The organism is Bradyrhizobium sp. BRP56 (assembly GCF_020194035.1).
In the GTDB taxonomy this organism is placed as follows: Bacteria; Pseudomonadota; Alphaproteobacteria; order Rhizobiales; family Xanthobacteraceae; genus Bradyrhizobium; species Bradyrhizobium australafricanum.
In genome coordinates this window covers 68429-89032 of sequence record NZ_JADYVV010000028.1, presented here as the reverse complement: position 1 = coordinate 89032, position 20604 = coordinate 68429, and the positions used below count along the sequence as shown (strand labels likewise).

The window sequence follows — 20604 nt, the reverse complement described above, 5'->3', positions numbered from 1 at the left end:
GTCGTCTATTTCTTCAGTTCCGCGTAGAGCTGCATCACCCGTTGCGGCAGCACCTCGATGCGCGGCACGCGGAGCGCATAGCGCTCGCCGAAAATCCGATCGAGCTGGGGAACCCTGTGCTCACCGATACCAAAGGCAAAGATATCGGTGCCGCGCCGCCGCAGCTGCTGCGCGGCCCGGCGGGCGTCCTCGACGAGATATTGCGCATCCGGCACGTCGACGTCGGACGGCTCGCCGTCGGTCAGAACCAGCAGCACTTTCCGGAACGCGCGTCGTTCCGCGAGGTAGCCCCCGGCATGGCGCAATGCCGCGCCGAGGCGCGTGGAATGGCTGCTGCCAAGACCCGCGAGACGTGAACGAACCACGGCATCCATCGGCTCCGCAAAGCCCTTGATGCGCAGATAGCGCACGCGCTCGCGGCCGTCGGAGCTGAAACCATGCACCGCGATCGCATCATTGGCGGCCTCGACCGCCGCCGCCATGATCGCAGCCGCCTTGCGTTCGACGTCGAGGACCGTCCGGCCGCGGCGGTCACGGTCGGCGGTCGATTGCGACAGGTCCAAGAGCAGCAGGATGGCGAGATCGCGCGGTCCCGGCGCATCGCGCTGGTAGACCCTGGGCTCGCTGATATTGCCGGTGCGCCGCTCGATCGTCAGGGCGATCGCCGCGTCGATGTCGAGCGCGTCGCCGTCGCGCTGGCCCTTGTGTCTGATCCGGCGGCCGATCGACGCGTCGCGGGTCAACTCCGTGATCCAGCGCATCGCGTCGGCGTCCGTCGAGGAATCGAAGGGCTGCGCGGAAACGGCTGCATCGGCTTCCAGAATCGTGGTCCAGTCCGGCCGCTCGGTACGCGCCGCATAGTCCCATTCCGGGTAGGTCGCGACCGGAAACCCGTCCAGCAGCGTTACCGCGCTGGCCTTCGCGCGCAGCGTCTCGTCCGGCTTGGCGTTGTCGTCGGCCGGCTGACCACCCGCATCGTCGCGCCGCTCGATCCGAACGGAATCGACGGCAAGTTCGATCGTCTCGGCCGGACTGTCCGGCTGGTCGCCGAAATCCCACAGCGCCAGATTGTCGTCGCGATAGGCAGGTTCGACGACGTAGCTCTTGGCGTTGAACTGCAGCCGCATCTGCCCGATGTCGTTGCCGAGCAAACCACCGATCTCGCGGCTGATGGCGGGATCGGTCCAGCGGCCGGCGGCAGCGGCAAACAGCGTCCGCCCCTTGGTCACCCACGCATCCGGATCCTGATAATCGGGATCGATCAGCGCCCGCGCCAGCCGCATCATCAGTCCGGCTGCGGTTGCCTGGCCGGCTGGCGTCGCGCTGTGAAATGGCAGCCACAGCCGGCGCAGCCCCGGCATCTGGTGGAGCGCCAGCGCCTCGACCCGGGCATCCTCGATCAGCGAGACCAGCCCGATCTGCAGCGCCTTCAGTCGCCTCACCGGAAAGCGGACGGTGGAATGCACCAGATGCGCGCCGGCATGCGCGACCGCCGCGAGATAGACTGCGTCGGCCGCCTCGCCCTCGAAGCCGGGAAAGGTCTGCGGAAGACCGACGAGGCCGGCGGCGAGCGAGGTCCGCCGCGGCACCGGCGTCGGTGCAACGGCAAGTTTGCGGAAACGCGGCTTTCTGTTCCACAACGCGATCGTGGTTGCAGCGAGGCGCTTCTCCAGCCGCGCGAAATCATCCCCGCTCCGACCGGCTGCGAACAGCTTCGCCGAAAGCTGATCGTCGAGCGCGAAATAGGCGCGGCGGCGCGATGCGCGACCGCCATTGGCGCGCAATCCAGCGGAGACCCACGCCGCAAACTCCTCGCCGCCGGCATGCGTCAGAAACTGCCCCAGTCGGCCGATCGCGAGCCCCGCCGACTCCGGCCCGGTGGCTGCGAGTTCGTCGAGCGCGGCAAGAACCGCGGTGAGTTCTCCTGCACCAGCAAGCCGCGGCAGCACCTTGGACAATTCGGTCAGCAACGCATGGGCGACGCGGCTTCCGGCGCTGCAGCCGATGTCCCTGACCGCACGGCCGATCGCGATCAGATCATCGGCCGATCGCTGCGCCGGCCATTGCTCCGATAGACGCAGAAAGCCCTGCACTACGGCTTGACCGAGATTGGCCTCGAACAGGGCGTGCACAGCCTCGTCCCAGACCGCCAGGTGATCGAACCAACCAGTTCGTTGCAGAGCGGCACGCGCCGCCTGCACGGCCGCAGCTACATCGTCATGGCCGCGCAACAGTGCCGCAAGCCGACGTCCGGACCGGAAGCTATCGAGCGAACTGATTTGCGCGACCGCCACCTGCAATCTTCCACTTACCCACAGGCCGAGATCACGTCGCGCAACGTGTTCCTGGTGTCCGCATCATCGGTCAAGGGAACGACGATCGTGGTCTCGCAGGCCTTTTCGAGGCTGATGCCGCATCCGATCAGTCGGCCGGCATTGACCAGCATCCGGGTCGAGGCACCTTCGTCGAGCCCCTGGCCTTTCAGGTTGCGGCTGTGCTGGGCGATCTTCACCAGGAGATCGGCGAGGTTCGGCTCGATACCGGCTTCGCGCGACACCACCTCGGTTTCGGCCGGCCGATCAGGGTAGCCGAAATCCAGCGCCGCGAAGCGCTGCTTGGTAGATTCCTTGAGGTCCTTGATCGCGCTCTGGTAGCCCGGATTGTAGGAGATCACGAGCTGGAAGTCGGAATGGGCGTGGATCAATTCACCACGCTTTTCCAGCGGCAGCACACGACGATCGTCGGTCAAGGGATGGATCACGACCGTCGTGTCCTGACGCGCCTCGACGATCTCGTCGAGGTAACAGATCGCGCCAAGACGCACCGCTGTGGTGAGCGGCCCGTCGCTCCACACCGTGCCCTCTGCGTCGAGCAGCCAGCGCCCCACCAGATCCGCCGCCGTCATGTCCTCGTGGCAGGCGACCGTAATCAGCGGGCGGCCCAGCCGCCACGCCATATATTCTATGAAGCGAGTCTTGCCGCAGCCGGTGGGGCCTTTCAGCATCACCGGCATGCGGTTGGCGTAGGCTGCACCGAACAGTTCGACCTCATCCTTGAGCGGCCGGTAGTACGGCTCTTCCCTGATGCGGTACTGGTCAAGCAGCAAAGCGGGATTGGACAAGCTCACGCCTCCCATGATCGCGCAGGCAGCCGTTCGCAACCGGTCGATATCACGATGCGAGCAGCTCCTTGAGCTTGCCGTCGATAAAGTCGACATCGACCGGATTGGTCCCCGGCCCGCCGGCGAAGTGGCCCCAGATCGACGGCACCGGCACGAGCTTGGCGTTCGGCATGTTCTCGACCTCGAACGCGCTGTCCTCCGGCGGGAAATAGAGATCGGTCTGCCCCGGCATGACATAGGCCTTGGCCTTGATCGCCTGCAGCGCGGCCTTGAAGTCGCCGTTGTAGATTTCGTTGTCGCTGATGTCGCCGTGCTGCCAGGTCCACAGCATGGTCAGCAGATTGTTGGGATCCTTCGGCAGGAAGAAGCCTTCCCAGAACGCCACCAGGAAATCCTCCAGCGACGAATAGCCCAGCGTCTTGATGTCGAGCTGCTCGCGATAGAAGGCCTGCGAAAAGCCCCAGCCGGCATAGACACGCGCGGCAGCGCGCAGGCCGCGGGCCGGCTTGTCGGTATACCAGCCTTCCTTCCACGCAGCATCCGCGGTGAGCGCCGCCTTCACGCCCTCGAGGAACACGAAGTTGTGCCGCGAGCATTTGGCCGAGCCACAGAACGGCGCCAAGAGGTCCATCATATCGGGATAGAGCGCGCCCCAATGGAACGTCTGCAGCGCGCCCATCGACCAGCCGACGACCAGACGGATATGCTTGATGCCGAATTTCTCGGTCACCAGCCGATGCTGGGCGCGCACATTGTCATAGGCCGTCACCTGCGGAAAACGCGGTCCATTATACGGTTCCGGCGTGTTGCTCGGCGACGACGACAGCCCGTTGCCGAGCATGTTCGGGATGATGATGAAGTACTTTGCCGGGTCGAGCGCCCTGCCCGGTCCGATCAGCCATTCATTGTCGTAGTGCTGGCCAGAGTACCAGGTCGGATAGACGATGACGTTGTCCTTGGCTGCGTTGAGCTGGCCATAGGTCTTGTAGGCGAGCTTGCAGTCGCGAATGGTCGCGCCGCGCTGCAAGGTCAAATTGCCGAGATCATGGATCTGATAGTCGACGCTCATTGATGTACCCTTCTTGCTTGATCGAGCTGATCGCTTACGCCGGACGCGCCACCTTTTCAGTCGGAGACTCCACCCGTGCGATCGCACCGTACACGATGCCTGCGACCACCGCGGCGGAGATCGCAGTGGACAGTCCCGGCATCAGGTTTTCAACCGCAAAGGCAAACAGCGACCCGATGCCCCAGGCGATGAACGGCTTCGCACGCCAGTCGACGTCCGCGCGCGCCTCGGCCCGTAGCAGATACTGATCGACCAGAATGATCGCACCGATCGGCGGCACGAGGATGCCGAGCAGCGACAGCCACTGGATGAAGAACGCCCAGACATTGCCGGCAGCGACCAGGATACCAAGCGCGCCGAGCACCACCGCCATCAGCCGCATATTGGTCCCGAGGATGCGCGACCAGCCGGTCGCCGCATTGTACAGGCAATGCGAGCAGACCGAGCCTAAATTGGCATAGAGGAAGATGAACGCGAGGATGCTGAGCCAGGTCAGCTGCTTGCCGTTCATGTAGCCGAACATGTTGTCGACACCGAACGGATTTGCGTTCGGCACGGCGAGCGCCGCCGTCATCACGCCGCCGACCAGCATCGCGACCAGATTGGCGAACGGAAACGCGCTGAACGTGGCAAACAGCGAGGACCGCGTGCTCGGCGCCCAGCGATTGAAGTCCGCCGTCACCGTGCCTGCGTCGATGAACAGCGCGAGCACCACGGTAAGCCCGACGCCCATCGACATGCTGGCGACGCCATTATTGCCGGCATAGCCGAAGATCGCCGCCGACGTGGTGGTCGAGGCGGCATCGGCCGCGACCCAGAGGCCGAGCACGACAGACAGCGGCACGGACGCCAGCCCGATCCAGTGCAATCCCTTCACGCCGACGAAGGTGATCCCGATATAGAGCACGCCGGCAACGATGGTCATCGCCACATAGTTGAGGCCGTAGGTCGAGGAGATCAATGCGCCGGTGATGCCGGTCTGCACCGCATACCAGCCGAGCAGCAGGGTCGACAGCAGACCCGATGCCAGCACATAGCCCTTCTTTCCGAACACGATGCTCGCGATCAGCGCGAAGTTCATGCCGCGCCGGGTGCCGATCAGGCCGAGTGCGCCCACATAGGCGAACATGATCAAATTGCCGACGATCATCGCCACCAGCGCATTCTTGAACCCCATGCCCAGCACCAGCAGCGATCCGGTCATCGCGCCGGTGATGATCATCGGAAAGCCCAGCCACACCATCGTGACCGAGAAGGCGCTGCGCCGGGCGCTCATCGGCACCGGCTCGTGCTCGAATTCATGGCCGAGAAGGTCGTCGATCTGCCCTTCGGTCTGCTGAACCAGCCCGCTATTCGATTGACCGCTCATGATGTCCCCCCTGTTTCCTCCGCGAGGAAGTGTCCGCCGTTGCATGGAACCACGCCGGCGCGAAACATCGCGCCGGCGCCGATCATCGATGTCACTCAACGATGTGCGACTTTCTGGTTCGGAATGCCCTCGATCGGGCATTCGTCGGTTCCGACGGTCGGACGGGTCATGGCCTCGACCATTTCCCGTGTCCCCTCGGGGTCGGTGATCCAGTTCTTGTAGAAGGTGTAGGGGCAGACCGCGTGGCCGCGATCGCCGTCGCCGGAGTTAATCAGGCCGGTATAGCCGCGGTGCATCAGCTTGAAGAGATGGTTCTGCGACTGCATGTTGCGGCGGGCGTCGCGGATCAGCGACACCGAGAGCTGCGCGTACTGGATGCCGTTCTCCTCCGTGCCGCACTCGCCGAGCGTCCTTCCGTCGAAACCGATGAGCGCGGAATGGCCGAAGTAGGAATAGACGCCGTCGAAGCCAGAGGCGTTGGCGACCGCGACGTAGCAGTTGTTGGCCCAGGCCATCGACTTCGAGATCTGGATCTGCTGCTCCTTGGCCGGATACATGTAGCCCTGGCAACGGACGATCAGTTCGGCGCCGCGCATCGCGCAGTCCCGCCAGATTTCCGGATAGTTGCCGTCGTCGCAGATGATCAGGCTGATCTTCAGTCCCTTGGGCCCGTCCGAGACGTAGGTGCAATCGCCGGGATACCAACCCTCGATCGGCACCCACGGCATGATCTTGCGATACTTCTGGACGATCTCGCCCTTGTCGTTCATCAGGATCAGGGTGTTGTAGGGCGCCTTGTTGGGGTGCTCCTCGTGGCGCTCGCCGGTCAGCGAGAACACCCCCCAGACCTTCGCCTTGCGGCAGGCGTCCGCGAAAATGCGGGTTTCCTCGCCCGGCACGGACGACGCCGTCTCGTACATCTCCTTGGAGTCGTACATGATGCCGTGGGTCGAGTATTCCGGGAAGATCACGAGGTCCATGCCCGGCAGCCCGAGCTTCATGCCCTCGACCATCTTGGCGATGTTGCGCGCGTTATCCAGCACCTCGGCCTTGGTGTGCAGGCGCGGCATCTTGTAATTCACCACGGCAACGCCGACCGTGTCCTTGCTGCTCGATATGTCTCCATGCAACATGTCTCGACTCCCTTTCCTGAGCGATAAGTCCCGCTACACGGCCATGTGCAGCTGGATGAGATCATCGGTGAGCTCACCGATCGCGCCCTTGGCGACGACGCGTCCCTTTTCGAGCAACGCGAAGCGATGGGACGCACGCCGCGCGAACGCGACATTCTGTTCGACCAGCACGACCGTGATGCCGCGCTCGCGATTGAGGCTGACGATCACGTCCTCGATCTGCTCGACGATGTTCGGCTGGATGCCCTCGGTCGGCTCGTCCAGCAGGATGACCTTGGGCTTGGCCAGCAGCGCACGCGCGATCGCAAGCTGCTGCTGCTGGCCGCCGGAGAGATTGCCGCCATAGCGATTGAGAAAGTCCTTGAGCACCGGAAACAGCTCGAGCACCCACTCCTCGATGCCGTTGGCAGATCTCGCGGCAAAGGTCCCGAGCGTCAGGTTTTCCCGCACAGTGAACTTCGGCAAAATCCCGCGGCCCTGCGGCACGTAGGCAATACCGGCCTTGGCGCGCTGATAGGTCCGCAGCGGCGAGATGTCGGCACCGTCGAGCGATAGCCGTCCGGTGCACCGGTCCATCAGGCCGAGGATGCTGCGCATCAGCGTGGTCTTGCCGACGCCGTTGCGGCCGAGCACCGAGAGGAATTCGCCATTGCCAACCATCAGGTTGATGCCCTGCAGGGCGCGGCTGTTGCCGTAGAAGGCGTCGACGTCGGTCAGCTCAAGCATGGCTGATGCCTCCCGATCCGAGATAGGCGCGGCGCACTTCCGGATGCGCTTCCACTTCCGCCGCGGTGCCCTCGGCCAGCATCTGGCCCATATGCATCACGGAGATGATGTCGCCGATCGCCTTGACGAAGCCCATGTCGTGCTCGACCACGATCAGCGTGTGCTTGCCCTTCAGCCGTGCGAACAGTTCGGCGGTCTTGCGGGTTTCCTGCGCCGTCATGCCCGCGGTGGGCTCGTCCATCAGGATCAGCTCGGCGTCCTGGGCGACCAGCATGCCGATCTCCAGCCACTGGGTCTGACCGTGCGACAGATAGGCGGCCGGCCGGTCGAGCTGCTCGGTGAGCCCGACCAGCTCGGCCAGACGCTCGACATGCTCACGCCCGGAATTGCCAATATTCCAGCGCAAATTGCCAAGCACGGATGTGCGACGCGCCCGCGCCACTTCAAGATTCTCGGAGACCGACAGCTCGCGGAACACGCTCGGCACCTGGAATTTGCGGCCGACGCCGGCGCGGGCGATTTCGTATTCCTCAAGGTCCTGCAGCGCGGTGCCATCGAAGCTCACCGTGCCGGCGCTCGGCTTGACCTTGCCGCAGATGATGTCCAACGCGGTGGTCTTGCCGGCGCCGTTCGGCCCGATGAGGCAGCGCAGCTCGCCCTTGCGCACGCTCATGTTGAGTGAGTTGAGCGCCTTGAAGCCGTTGAAGCTGACCGAGACGTCGCGGAGATCGAGATGGGAGCTCATGTGCTGCCCTCCGTCTGGCCGACGCCTTGCGCAACGCCGCCCGCGGCGGCGTGCCGCCGCTGTGCGATCCAGCGCAGCACGACCTGCGCGAGGCCGGCGAGCCCCTTCGGCAGGAACAGCACCACGAGCACGAACAGCGCGCCCATCACCAGCGTCCAGGTTTCCAGGAACGCCGCTGACTCCGACAGCGCGCCCTGCATGCCTGCCACCAGCACCGCGCCAAGGAACGCACCGACCAGGCTCTGCCGGCCGCCGACCGCGCACCACACCACGACCGAAAGAGAGAGCTGCACGCCGAGGAAGGTCGGCGAGGCAAACTCCATCACCACCGTGTAGAGCATGCCGGCAAGGCCCGCGATCGCCGCCGACAGCGCGAACACGAAGATCTGGTAGAGCGCGACGTCGTAGCCGAAGTAGCGCACCCTGCTCTCATGGTCGCGGATCGCCTGCACGATCAGTCCGGCCTTGGTTCTCGTGAAGGCAAAGGCGACAAGCAGGCTGAGCAGGACACAGCTGGCCACGAGATAATAGGTAGCCCGGCCATAGGCATCGAACGCGACGCCGAAGATCTCGAGCTGGGCGAGATCGGTGATGCCGTTGAAGCCGCCGGTGTAGCTCTGCTGGTCGATGATCACGAGATTGATCACCACCATGGTGGCGAGCGTGATGATCGAGACATAGACGCCGGTGACGCGGCCCCGGAACATGAACCAGCCGAGCGCCGCCGCAACCAGCGCCGGCACGATCAGGCCCGCGGCGATCGCGAAGGTCAGCGAGCGGAACGGCTCCCAGAACCACGGCAAATGCTGGACATTATTCCAGACCATGAAGTCCGGCAGTCCGCTCGCCCCCGTGTGCACCGGCACGGTCTTGAGCTTGAGCGCCATTGCCATGGCGTAGGAGCCGAGCCCGAAGCTCATCGCTTGGCCGAGATTCAGGATGCCGCCGAATCCCCAGGACAGCCCGAGCGACACCGTGAGGATGCCCAGCACCAGATAACGCGCGACCTTGTTGAGCAGGAAGTCGTTGTTGAGCAGCACCGGCAGCGCGAACACCACGGCAGAGACAATGAGCAACGGTGCAAGCTGCGCGATCAGGCGCTGCAATCCGCTGGAGTTAGGAACATGCGACGGCATAGATGAGCGATCTGTCTCAGGCCCGCACGCGTGCGGTGAAAAGCCCCTCGGGGCGGAAACGGATGAGCACGACGATGGCGAGCAGCACGATTGCCTTGGCCACCGTGTCGTTCTGCAGGAAGGCAATGCCGCCGGAGAGCTCGCCGAGGATGAAGGCGCTCGCCACGGTGCCGGCGAGGCTCTGCACGCCGCCGAGCACGACCACCATGAAGGCATCGACCACATAGCCGGTGCCCATATCGGGCGACACGCTCTTCAGCGGCGACACCAGCGCGCCGGCCAGTCCCGCCAGTCCCGCGCCATAGGCGAAAGTCAGCGCATAGACCCGTTTGGCGTTGATGCCGAACGAGGCAGCGACGGAACGGTCCTGGATGATCGCGCGCAACTTCATTCCGACCGTGGTGCGGTTCATCAGCAACCAGGTCGCCACGAACAGTGCGATCGACACCACGAACAGGAACACCCGATAGGACGATACCGGGATGCCGAACACGTCCATGCTGTCGGACAGCGCTGGCGGCAGCTGCACGTAGCGCAGTTCGCTGCCGACCATCAGCCGCACCGCCTGCTGCAGCATGATGCCGACGCCCCAGGTCGCAAGGATCGTGTCCAGCGGCCGGTTGTTGAGCAGGCTTAGCACATAACGCTCGATGACCCAGCCGAACGCGGCGACCACGAGGAAGATCGGCACCAGGCTCGCCAGCAGGCCGAGCCCGAGATAGGTATGGAACACCCAGGCCGCGTAAGCGCCCAGCATCACGAACTCGCCATGCGCGAGATTGATGATGCCCATCGAGCCGTAGATGATCGACAGGCCCAGCGCGACCAGCAGCAGGATCGATCCGATGCTGAGGCCGGTGACGATTTGTTCGATGAATTGGTCCACGTCGGGATCCGCTTTCGATGTTCGCGTTGTGCGCCCTGCCCCTCGCACCCGTTCATGCGAGAGGCCGCATTCGTTTCGGGACGCTGGCCGCCGGCGCCGCACGCCGACGGCCTTCGTCAGCCCCCGTCGTCAGCTCTTCTCGACCAGGCCCTTCTCGGTGCATGACTGTCCGGGATAGGCCGCGTAAGGCACCGGCTTCAGCCACTCCTTGGCCTCGACCAGAATCTCGAACTGTCCGTTCGACTTCGCCTGCGCGATCTTGGGCCACAGCCAGGTGTGCAGGTTCTCCGGCTCGATCCGGACCTTGCCCTGCGGTGCAATCACTTCCTGGCCCTTGACCGCGTCGCGGATGTTCGGCGGCGTAAGGTCGCTGGTCGCGAGCTTCTCGACCGCCTGCTTGAACAAGTAGGTCTGGAAGTAGCAGGCCTCCGACACGAAATGCGTCACCTTGTCGGCGCCCCAACGCTTCTTGTAGGCCTCGACGAACTTCTCGTTCTCCGGCGACTTGTGCACCATGAAGTAAGGCGCCGAGGTGAAGTGACCGGCGGCCGCCTCGCCGCCCATCGCAGCGACTTCGTTCTCGGAGGTCGTGAGACTCGCCATCGGCATCTTCTCGGGATCGAGGCCGGCCGCCTTGTACTGACGATGCAGCGCGACCACGGAATCGCCGACCACGGTGGAAAAGATCACGTTCGGCTGAGTCGAGCGGATCTTGTTGATGACGGAAGAGAATTCAGAATGGCCGAGCGGCACATATTCTTCCGCCACGACCTCACCGCCGAGTTTCTCAAGCAGCTTCTTGCAGTAGTTGTTCTCTTCCTTCGGATAGATGTAGTTGGAGCCGATCAGGTAGAACTTCTTGCCGAACTTCTTGACCAGCCATGGCACGAACTCGTCCTGCTGCTGGTTCGGCACCGCGCCGGTGTAGATGACGTTCTTCGAGCACTCGCGGCCTTCATAGAGCGTCGGATACCAATAGAGATTGTTCTGCCGCTCGAACACCGGGAGCACCGCCTTGCGGCTTGCCGAGGTGTAGGAGCCGAACACACTGACGCATTTGTCGCCGACGACGAGCTTGCGGGCCTTCTCCGAGAACGTCGCCGGATCGGACGCGGGATCCTCGACGATCGGCACGATCTTGCTGCCCTTGATGCCGCCTGCGGCGTTGATCTCCTCGATGGCGAGCAACGTCGCCTTGTTGAGCGATTCCTCGATGATCGCGGTCGTTCCCGTCAGCGAGAACAGCACGCCGACCTTGATCTCGCCGCCGGCGGCGTAAGCGAGGTCGGCGTTCTTGATCCAGATGTGCGGCAGTCCGGCGCCGGCAAACGCGCCCAGCGCCGCGGTATTCCTCAGCAAAGTCCGCCGTGAAATGCTCATCCCTAGCTCCCTTCAGGACTGAAAAAACAAAAAGCCCTCCCGATGCGCGCTTACGCGAGCATTGGGAGGGCTTTGTTGCCGGTTGTGTCGAAGGCGGCGCTGTCGCCGCCGGCCCCGCTATTGGGGCTTACTGTTGATGATCGTAGCCAAGCAGTTCGAACGAGTCAACAATCGCCGCGGCGACTGCACTTGCCGACACGCGACGATCCATCGCCTGACGTCTGATGAAGCCATAGGCTTCGGTTTCCGGCATCTGCCGCGTCGCCATCAGGATCGCCTTGGCGCGCTCCACCGTGCGCATCGAGCGCAGATTGTCATCGAGCTTCTCGATCTTGCTGCGAAGCCGCCGTTCATAACCAAATTGACTGCGCGCCAGCACAAGGCTCGACAACACGGCATTCTGCGTGAACGGCCGCGGCAGCACGGCGTTCGGCGTCGCATGACACAGCGCATCGGCGTGAACGGTTTCCGTCGCCGGCAGGATCACAACCAGCACCGAGCGTGCATCGCCGGGAATCCATGGCAGGCGCCGCGCGAGGTCAGGGGAATATTCGCAGTACACCACGTCCGCATCGGCCGGCACGCTCTCGGGCATCGGCCAGACCTGCCGCACCCGCATCCGGAACCGCTGCAACTCGCGCAGCAACATGCCGACCTGATCGTCGACCGGCGCGACCACCACTGCCGACAGATCGGCAAGTTCCTGAACCATGGTCTTGCGTCCGCCGACGTCTCGGCTCAGCGACGGCTTACGCGACATTTCGTTCATTGGACGCTTCCTGTTTGCGTTGCACGACCATATCCGATCAGGAACGGATCCGCATGCACCGGCTCCTTCGACTGGCTGACGACATCGAACTGCCCCTGGCGGTTGGCGCGCCCGATGCGGGTCCAGAGGTCGGTATGACCCGACATCGGGTTGACGGTGACGGCACCTTGCGGTGCATCAAAGCTGGTGCCGAACACCATCGAGCGGAGAACTTCGGTGTCGAGTGAATTGACCTGCTCGAGCGCCTTCGCGAACAGATGCAGCTGGAAATAGGATGCCTCGGCGCACATGTTGGTCGAGATATCGGCGCCGAACCGCTTCTTGAAGCGCTGCACAAACGCATTGTTGGCGCTGCCCTCGACACCCTGGAAATACGATGCGGCCGTGACGTGTCCCTCGCCGACGTCGAAGCCCATGGCGGCGATTTCCGCTTCCGTCGTGGTCAGGCTGGCGATCGGCACCTGCTTTGGATCGAGCCCGACATTCGCATAGGCCTGATAAAGGAACACCGTGCCCTCGCCAACGACGGTCGAGAAGATCACGTCGGGCCTGACACGCTTGATATCCTGGATGATCGGCACAAAATCCTGCCAGCGCGCATAGACATTGACATAGCGCTCGCCAACGACCGAGCCGCCATTGCTCTTGAGCAGCTCCCGCATCACCCGGTTGGACTCGCGCGGATAGATGTAGTCGGACCCCACGAAATAGAACCGCGTTCCGAACGTATCCATCAAATAGCGGCACAGCGCGAGGCTGTTCTGGTTCGGCGAGGCGCCGGTGTAGATGACGTTGGGCGACGCCTCGAACCCTTCGTAAAGCGTCGGATACCAGAGCAGGCCGTTCAGCCGTTCGACTACCGGCAGCACCGCCTTGCGGCTCGTCGAGGTGTAGCAGCCGAAGATCGTGCTGACCTGATCCTCGATCATCAGCCGCTTGGCGTAATGACCATAGGCGGCCGAGTCCGATCCGGGGTCATAGGCGACGGGAACCAGCTCGCGGCCGCATACGCCGCCCGCTTCATTCACCTCTTCGATCGCGAGTTGCGTGCCCTGATACTGGGTCTCCTCGATGACCGACATGAAGCCGGTTCGCGAGAACAGCACTCCTATCCGCCACGGAGCGGATGTCGTTTGGGTAAGGTTCGACATGATCAGGCCCTCGACAGAATTGGAGGGACGAGAGGGATTATTGTTCTTGTTGCTCTCGAACAGCATTGCCGGCTGCGGAAGATTGCATGCCATCTGCCGCGAGACAAGGACCCTGGCCGCTCATCCTGTCAGCGAAGCTGACGCGAAAGCAGGCAGACTAATGTGTCACCCGCGACGGGTCACAGGCGCAGCGCTCCACGGACCACCTATCTCCGGTAGCTGCACCGCCGATTTCCCTTATCAAGGCATGTCCGGCGGGTCACCTCGCGTACATCAACCGGAAGGTTGAGAGCTGCAACGAGATTGCTCGTTAAGCTGCGCCCCGGTCGGGAGATGCCGCAACTCCCGATCGAGGAGGTCCCATCAGCGCAGGCTAGGCAGATCGAGCCGGTTGGCGCGCGCGCATTCGACCGCCGTGTCATAGCCGGCGTCGGCGTGGCGCATCACGCCTGTCGCCGGGTCGTTCCATAGCACACGCTCGAGCCGGCGCGCCGCCTCCGGCGTGCCGTCAGCGACGATCACCATGCCGGCGTGCTGCGAATAGCCGATGCCGACGCCGCCGCCGTGATGCAGCGACACCCAGGTGGCGCCGCTCGCGCAGTTGAGCAGTGCATTGAGCAGCGGCCAGTCGGACACTGCGTCGGAGCCGTCGCGCATCGCCTCGGTCTCGCGGTTCGGGCTCGCCACCGACCCGCTGTCGAGATGATCGCGGCCGATCACGATCGGCGCCTTGAGCTCGCCGCGCGCCACCATCTCGTTGAAGGCAAGGCCAAGCCGATGGCGGTCGCCGAGCCCGACCCAGCAAATTCGCGCCGGCAGTCCCTGAAACTTGATGCGCGCCTTGGCCATGTCGAGCCAGTTGTGCAGGTGGCTGTCGTTGGGCATCAGCTCCTTGACCTTGGCATCGGTCTTGAAGATGTCCTCGGGATCGCCCGACAGCGCCGCCCAGCGGAACGGTCCGACGCCGCGGCAGAACAGCGGACGGATATAGGCCGGAACGAATCCCGGGAAATCGAACGCCTGCTTCAGGCCCATGTCCTTGGCCATCTGGCGGATGTTGTTGCCGTAATCGAGCGTCGGGATTCCCTGCGCGTGAAAATCCAGCATGGCCTGGACGTGATCGACCATCGAGGTCTTGGCTGCCGTCTCAACGGCCTTCGGATCGGCCGCGCATTTGGCTTCCCAATCTGCGAGCGTCCATCCCTTCGGCAAATAGCCGTTGATGGGATCATGCGCGCTGGTCTGGTCGGTGACGATGTCAGGCCGCACGCCGCGGCGCACCAGCTCGGGAAAGATCTCGGCCGCATTGCCGAGCAGGCCGACCGACACCGGCTTCTGGCTCTTGACCGCTTCAGCAATGATCGCCAGCGCGTCATCGAGCGTCGCCGCCTGGCGGTCGAGGTAGCCCGTCCGCAGCCGCATCTCGATGCGGCTCGGCTGGCATTCGACCGCGAGCATCGAGGCGCCGGCCATCGTCGCGGCCAGCGGCTGGGCACCGCCCATGCCGCCGAGGCCCGCCGTCAGGATCCATTTGCCGGCGAGACTGCCGCCATAGTGCCGGCGGCCGACCTCGACGAACGTCTCGTAGGTCCCCTGCACGATGCCCTGGCTGCCGATATAGATCCAGGAGCCTGCCGTCATCTGGCCGAACATCATCAGGCCCTGCCGGTCGAGCTCGTTGAAATGATCGAGCGTTGCCCAATGCGGCACCAGGTTGGAATTCGCGATCAGCACGCGCGGCGCGTCGGCATGGGTCCGGAAAATGCCGACCGGCTTGCCGGACTGCACCAGCAACGTCTGGTCGCCTTCGAGCTTGCGCAACGAGGCGGCAATGCGGTCGAAGCTCTCCCAGTCGCGCGCCGCACGGCCGATGCCGCCATAGACCACGAGTTCGCTCGGGCGCTCGGCGACATCAGGGTCCAGATTGTTCATCAGCATGCGCAGCGGTGCTTCGGTCAGCCAGCTCTTGGCGCTGATGTCGGTGCCGCGGGGAGCACGGATGATGCGTTCGTTATCCAGTCGGCGGTTCATGACGGATGTTCCTGCTAAGCAAGTCTTCTAAGTCAGTCTTGGAAATGGATCGGTCGGAAGCACCGCGATCGCAGCGGCGGGCAGCGCGTCGGCTTCGATCAGAGCAGCCGCCCTGGCGAGATCGTCGGCCATGTAGCGGTCGGCGGCGAGCGCCGGAATCTGCTCTCGGAGCGCGGCAATGACCGCAGCGAGCGGCGCGCTCGTTGAATGCGGCGCGCGCAGCGTGATGCCCTGCGCGGCGACCAGCAGCTCGATGCCGAGTATGGCGGCGAGATTGTCGGCCATATCGGACAGCCGACGCGCAGCATGCGCGGCCATCGAGACATGATCTTCCTGATTGGCGCTGGTCGGCGTCGAATCGATCGAGCACGGCATCGCACGCTGCTTGTTCTCCGCATAAAGCGCCGCCGCCGTCACCTCGGCGATCATGAATCCGGAGTTGATGCCGGGCTCGGGCGTCAGGAACGGCGGCAGGCCGAAGTTCAAGGCGGGGTCGACAAGGGTCGCAATCCGCCGCTCGCTGGTCGCGCCGATCTCCGAGAGCGCGAGCGCAATCTGGTCGGCGGCGAACGCCACCGGCTCGGCGTGGAAATTGCCGCCTGACACGATCTCGCCGGTCTCCACCAGGACCAGCGGGTTATCCGTCACGGCATTGGCCTCGATGGTCAGCCCGCGCGCGGCCTGCGCGAGCAGGTCGAGCACGGCGCCCGCAACCTGCGGCTGGCAGCGCAGACAATAGGGATCCTGCACGCGCTCGTCGCCCTCGAGATGCGATTGCCTGATATCGCTGCCGTCAAGCAGCGCGGTCAGGGCGGCGGCCGCGGCGATCTGCCCGTCATGGCCACGCAAAGATTGAATCTCGGGACGAAACGGCACCGTCGACGCCATCGCCGCATCGACCGACAGCGCACCGGTCACCAGCGCGGCGCACGCCAGGCGATGCGCACGCAGCAGGCCGGAGATGGCGTAGGCGGAGGAAAACTGCGTGCCGTTGATCAGCGCGAGCCCCTCCTTCGGGCCGAGCGTCAACGGCGCCAGGCCGGCAACCGCAAGCGCTTCGCGGCCCGGCACCGCTTTGCCATCAAGGATTGCCTGTCCCTCCCCGATCATGACCGCGGTCATGTGAGCGAGCGGCGCCAGATCGCCGGAGGCACCGACCGAGCCCTGCTGCGGCACCAGCGGACAAACGCCGCGCGCCAGCATGCCCTGCAACTGCTCGATCACCTCGCGGCGCACGCCGGATGCGCCGCGACCGAGCGAGATCACCTTCAGCGCCATCATCAGGCGCACGATCGGCTCGGGCGTGTTCGGACCGACTCCGCAGCAATGCGACAGGATCAGGTTGCGCTGAAGCAGCGCAGTTTGATCAGGCGCGATGCGCGTCGATGCCAGCTTCCCGAAACCGGTATTGATGCCGTAGACGGGAATGTCGATGCGCGCCGCCTTCGCCACGATCTCCGCGGCCGCCTCGACGCGCGGCCAGCACGAAGGATCGAGCACGATGGACGCACCGGCGAGCACGCGCGCCAGGACGTCGAGGCCGACTGTGCTGGGCGTCACGACAATTGGAGCGTCGGTATCGCTCATTGCCCTCTCCACACCCGGCTGTGCAGCGGGTTAAAGCCGATGCGGTAGACCAGTTCGGCCGGACGCTCGATGTCCCAGATCGCCAGATCGCACCACTTGCCGGCCTCTAACGTACCGGTCTCGGCGAGCATGCCCAGCGCACGCGCGCCTTCCCGCGTCACCCCCGTGAGGCATTCGGCGACCGTCATCCGGAACAGCGTCGCACCCATGTTCATCGCCAGCAGGAGCGAGGTGAGCGGCGAACTGCCCGGATTGCAATCGGTCGCCAGCGCCATGTTCACACCGTGGCTACGAAACAGGTCGACCGGCGGCTTGTGCGTCTCACGAATGAAATAGAACGCGCCGGGCAGCAGGACCGCTGTTGTCCCCGCCTTCGCCATCGCGGCGGCACCGGCTTCATCGGTGTGCTCCAGATGATCGGCTGAGAGTGCCGAAAATTTTGCGGCCAGCGCCGCGCCGCCGAGATTGGACAGCTGATCCGCATGCAGCTTGACGGGCAGTCCCAACGCGCGCGCCGCCTTGAACACCCGCGCCGTCTGCTCTCCGGAAAACGCGATCCCCTCCATGAAGCCGTCGACGGCATCGGCAAGGCTGGCCTTGGCCACGGCCGGCAGCATCTCGTTGCAGACCAGATCGATGTAACCGTCCTTGTCGCCATTGGCCTCCAGCGGCAGCGCATGCGCTCCGAGGAACGACGTGCGGATTGCAACCTGCCGCAGGCGGGCGAGGCTGCGTGCCGCCGCAAGCTGCCGCATCTCGGTCTCGGCATTGAGGCCATAGCCGGACTTGATCTCGACGGTGGTTGCGCCCTCGCCGATCAGCGCGTCGAGCCGCGGCAGCGCGCCGGCGACGAGCTCCGCCTCGGTCGCCTTGCGCGTCGCCGCAACGGTCGAGACGATGCCGCCGCCGGCGCGCGCGATCTCCTCATAGCTCGCGCCCTTCAGGCGCAGCTCGAACTCGTGCGCGCGGTTGCCGCCGAAGACGAGATGGGTGTGGCAATCGACCAGCCCGGGCGTGATCCAGCGGCCGGCGCAATCGGTCCGTTCAACGGCGTCGGCATCCACAGGAAAATCCGACTGCACGCCGGCATAGACGATGCGGCCGTCGCGCGCCGCGATCAGGCCTCGCTCGATCTCACCGAGATCAGTGTGGTCGCTGCGCATCGTGGCGAGCCGGGCGTTGTGCCAGATACGGTCGAAGCGCTCTGCCATGCGATCGTCCCCTCAAGGTGGGATGCTTGACTTATATGTCTAGACATATAATCGTGTCCGGGTTCTGTCCAGCCGGCGTGGAAAAATGACACGACTGCATTTCGCATTCGCGCTGCTGCCTTCGGGCTGGGCCAATGACGTGCAGGTCGTCGCTGTCGATGGCGCGATCACCTCGGTGACGGCGGGCGTTGCGCCTGGCGCCGGCGACGAACGTCACCAAATGGCGGTTCCGGGATTGGCGAGCCTGCACAGCCACGCGTTTCAGCGCGGCATGGCCGGCCTTGCCGAACTGCGCGGCAACACGACCGATACGTTCTGGACCTGGCGTGAGACGATGTATCGCTTCGCGCTGACCATGACGCCGGACGACGTCACAGCCGTCGCGACCCTGCTCTATGTCGAGATGCTCGAGCGCGGCTTTACCCGTGTCGGCGAGTTTCACTATCTGCATCATGATTGGGACGGCGCGCCCTACGCCAATCTCGCCGAGATGGCCGTGCGCATCGCAGAGGCCGCCAGCGCCTCCGGCATCGGGCTCACGCTGCTGCCGAGTTTCTATGCTCACAGCACGTTCGGCGGCGCCGCACCGCATGCCGGGCAACGTCGCTTCATCTGCTCGGTCGATCAGTTCGCCGCGCTGATGGCCGCCTCGCGCGAGGCAATCCGAAAACTTCCCGGCGCCAACATCGGCATCGCTCCGCATAGCCTGCGCGCCGTGGCGCCGGATGAGCTGGCGGCGATCATCCCGCTTGCCGGGGCGGACCCGATCCACATCCACGCCGCCGAACAGGTGCGCGAGGTGGAGGATTGCCTTGCCTGGTCAGGACAGCGGCCGGTGCAATGGCTGCTCGAACGTGCGCCCGTCGATCGACGCTGGTGCCTCATTCACGCGACCCACATGACGGAGCAGGAAGTCAATGCACTCGCCGGCAGCGGCGCGGTTGCCGGCCTTTGCCCCGTCACCGAAGCAAGTCTCGGCGACGGCATCTTCTCGGCGCGCGAATTCCTCGCCGCGGGCGGCCGGTTCGGCATCGGAACCGATTCCAATGTGCTGGTCGGCGTCGCCGACGAGCTGCGCCAGCTCGAATACGGTCAGCGGCTGAAACACCGCGAGCGCAATGTGCTCTCGGGGCGTCCCGGCACATCCACCGGCCGCGCCCTGTTCGACCAGACGCTCGCTGGCGGCGCGCAGGCTCTGGCACAGACCAAGGCCGGGCTTGCGCCCGGCGCGCGCGCCGACATCGTCAGCCTCGACACCGCGCATCCGTCCCTCGCGGGACGGTCGGGCGACGCGGTTCTCGACGGCTGGCTGTTTGCAACCGGCAGCGACGCGATCGATTGCGTCTGGGCCGCCGGCGACAAGGTGGTGGCGGGCGGACGGCACCGGCTGCGCGACAAGGCGCGTGAGCAGTTCAATGCAAGCGTGCGGAGGCTCGTCGCATGAGCCTCGCCTCCGACCAGGCCAAGCCCGGCGCGGCGAACAAGCCGACACTCTACAAGCGCATCCGGCTCGACATCGAGACGCGGATCCTGACCGGCGAATGGCCGCCCGGGCATCGCATCCCGTTCGAGCACCAGCTGATGGCGCGCTATCGCTGCTCGCGCATGACGGTGAACAAGGCGCTGTCGGAACTGGCGCAGGCCGACCTGATCGAGCGGCGGCGCCGTGCCGGCTCATTCGTGCGCCGTCCGCAGCATCTGTCGGCGGTGCTCAAGATCGCCGACATCCGCGCCGAGATCACCGCGCTCGGCCGCAGCTACGGCTATCAGCTGATCGATTGCCGGCGCCGTACCGCGACATCAGCGGATCGCGCAAGGCTCGGCATGGACAAGGCCGGCAAGGTGGTCGCGATCGCCTGCCGGCACAGTGCGGACAACGTGCCGTTCGCCGTCGAGGACAGGCTGATCGATCTCTCCACGGTCCCGGAAGCTGCCACCGCGGACTTCGCCCGCGAGCCGCCGGGATCGTGGCTGCTGCATCACGTGCCGTGGACCGAAGCCGAGCATACAATCAGCGCCGTCGTCGCCGACGATCGCACGGCCGAGGCGCTCGACATCGCGGTCGGCGCGCCGTGCCTCGTGATCGACCGCTACACCTGGCGCAGCGCACGCACGGTGACGGCGGTGCGGCTGCATTATCCGGGCGAGACGCATCGCCTGGTTGCTCGCTTCAAGGGAGGCTGAGGACGCCTTGCGCGGCATATTTCATGCAATGCATCATCGGCCATCGTCCGCCGACATGCTTCATGCGACAATCCGCCGCGACTGACGTAAGACATCAACTGGGTTC

The 20604-nt window shown here is 64.7% G+C and carries 17 protein-coding genes; 2 read left to right on the top strand and 15 right to left on the bottom strand.

Annotated features, from left to right (window positions below; genetic code table 11):
* Positions 1–5: 5 nt before the first annotated feature.
* From I6F38_RS44245 to hutI, 15 genes are all read right to left on the bottom strand, one after another.
* Positions 6–2294: a VWA domain-containing protein gene (locus I6F38_RS44245; RefSeq protein WP_225161603.1), complete on the bottom strand. Its 2289-nt coding sequence runs from the start codon at positions 2292–2294 to the stop codon at positions 6–8.
* A 14-nt stretch (positions 2295–2308) separates the two neighbouring features.
* A complete protein-coding gene (locus I6F38_RS20715) occupies positions 2309–3136 on the bottom strand; it encodes a CbbQ/NirQ/NorQ/GpvN family protein (RefSeq protein ID WP_051002629.1) in 828 nt (275 codons plus the stop codon).
* Between the two features lie 34 nt (positions 3137–3170).
* Complete coding sequence (locus I6F38_RS20710) at positions 3171–4190, bottom strand: alpha/beta fold hydrolase (protein ID WP_225161602.1); 1020 nt, start codon at positions 4188–4190, stop codon at positions 3171–3173.
* Between the two features lie 34 nt (positions 4191–4224).
* Complete coding sequence (locus I6F38_RS20705) at positions 4225–5559, bottom strand: cytosine permease (protein ID WP_225161601.1); 1335 nt, start codon at positions 5557–5559, stop codon at positions 4225–4227.
* Positions 5560–5654: 95 nt separating this feature from the next.
* Positions 5655–6692, bottom strand: a complete 1038-nt coding sequence (locus tag I6F38_RS20700; protein ID WP_028331418.1) for an aliphatic amidase — start codon at positions 6690–6692, stop codon at positions 5655–5657.
* Between the two features lie 33 nt (positions 6693–6725).
* The gene (gene urtE / locus I6F38_RS20695) at positions 6726–7418 is read right to left on the bottom strand and encodes an urea ABC transporter ATP-binding subunit UrtE (RefSeq protein WP_057015923.1); all 693 of its coding nucleotides are present in this window, start codon (positions 7416–7418) and stop codon (positions 6726–6728) included.
* Positions 7411–8163, bottom strand: a complete 753-nt coding sequence (urtD, locus tag I6F38_RS20690) for an urea ABC transporter ATP-binding protein UrtD (protein WP_057015922.1) — start codon at positions 8161–8163, stop codon at positions 7411–7413. The genes urtE and urtD overlap by 8 nt, the downstream gene beginning before the upstream one ends.
* Entirely contained in the window at positions 8160–9299 is a 1140-nt protein-coding gene (urtC, locus tag I6F38_RS20685) for an urea ABC transporter permease subunit UrtC (protein ID WP_225161600.1), read from the bottom strand. The genes urtD and urtC overlap by 4 nt, the downstream gene beginning before the upstream one ends.
* Before the next feature lie 16 nt (positions 9300–9315).
* Positions 9316–10185 (bottom strand): urea ABC transporter permease subunit UrtB, encoded by an 870-nt coding sequence (urtB, locus tag I6F38_RS20680; RefSeq protein WP_092080021.1) that lies wholly within the window; start codon positions 10183–10185, stop codon positions 9316–9318.
* Positions 10186–10314: 129 nt separating this feature from the next.
* Positions 10315–11565, bottom strand: a complete 1251-nt coding sequence (locus tag I6F38_RS20675) for a transporter substrate-binding domain-containing protein (RefSeq protein ID WP_057015919.1) — start codon at positions 11563–11565, stop codon at positions 10315–10317.
* A 127-nt stretch (positions 11566–11692) separates the two neighbouring features.
* A complete protein-coding gene (locus I6F38_RS20670; RefSeq protein ID WP_225161599.1) occupies positions 11693–12334 on the bottom strand; it encodes an ANTAR domain-containing protein in 642 nt (213 codons plus the stop codon).
* A complete protein-coding gene (locus tag I6F38_RS20665; RefSeq protein ID WP_225161598.1) occupies positions 12331–13485 on the bottom strand; it encodes a transporter substrate-binding domain-containing protein in 1155 nt (384 codons plus the stop codon). Before I6F38_RS20665 ends, I6F38_RS20670 begins: the two co-directional genes overlap by 4 nt.
* 363 nt (positions 13486–13848) lie before the next feature.
* Positions 13849–15516 carry a urocanate hydratase gene (gene hutU, locus I6F38_RS20660; RefSeq protein ID WP_225161597.1) on the bottom strand — a complete coding sequence of 556 codons (1668 nt, stop codon included), beginning with the start codon at positions 15514–15516 and terminating at the stop codon, positions 13849–13851.
* Between the two features lie 27 nt (positions 15517–15543).
* Entirely contained in the window at positions 15544–17103 is a 1560-nt protein-coding gene (hutH, locus tag I6F38_RS20655) for a histidine ammonia-lyase (RefSeq protein WP_225161596.1), read from the bottom strand.
* Positions 17100–18314, bottom strand: coding sequence for an imidazolonepropionase (gene hutI, locus I6F38_RS20650; RefSeq protein ID WP_225161595.1), 1215 nt, complete (start codon positions 18312–18314; stop codon positions 17100–17102). The genes hutH and hutI overlap by 4 nt, the downstream gene beginning before the upstream one ends.
* An 85-nt stretch (positions 18315–18399) precedes the next feature.
* On the opposite strand from hutI, the gene I6F38_RS20645 reads away from it, so the two are divergent.
* Both I6F38_RS20645 and hutC read left to right on the top strand, forming a co-directional pair.
* A complete protein-coding gene (locus tag I6F38_RS20645) occupies positions 18400–19758 on the top strand; it encodes a formimidoylglutamate deiminase (RefSeq protein ID WP_225161594.1) in 1359 nt (452 codons plus the stop codon).
* Positions 19755–20498 (top strand): histidine utilization repressor, encoded by a 744-nt coding sequence (gene hutC / locus I6F38_RS20640; RefSeq protein WP_225161593.1) that lies wholly within the window; start codon positions 19755–19757, stop codon positions 20496–20498. The genes I6F38_RS20645 and hutC overlap by 4 nt, the downstream gene beginning before the upstream one ends.
* Positions 20499–20604 lie beyond the last annotated feature (106 nt).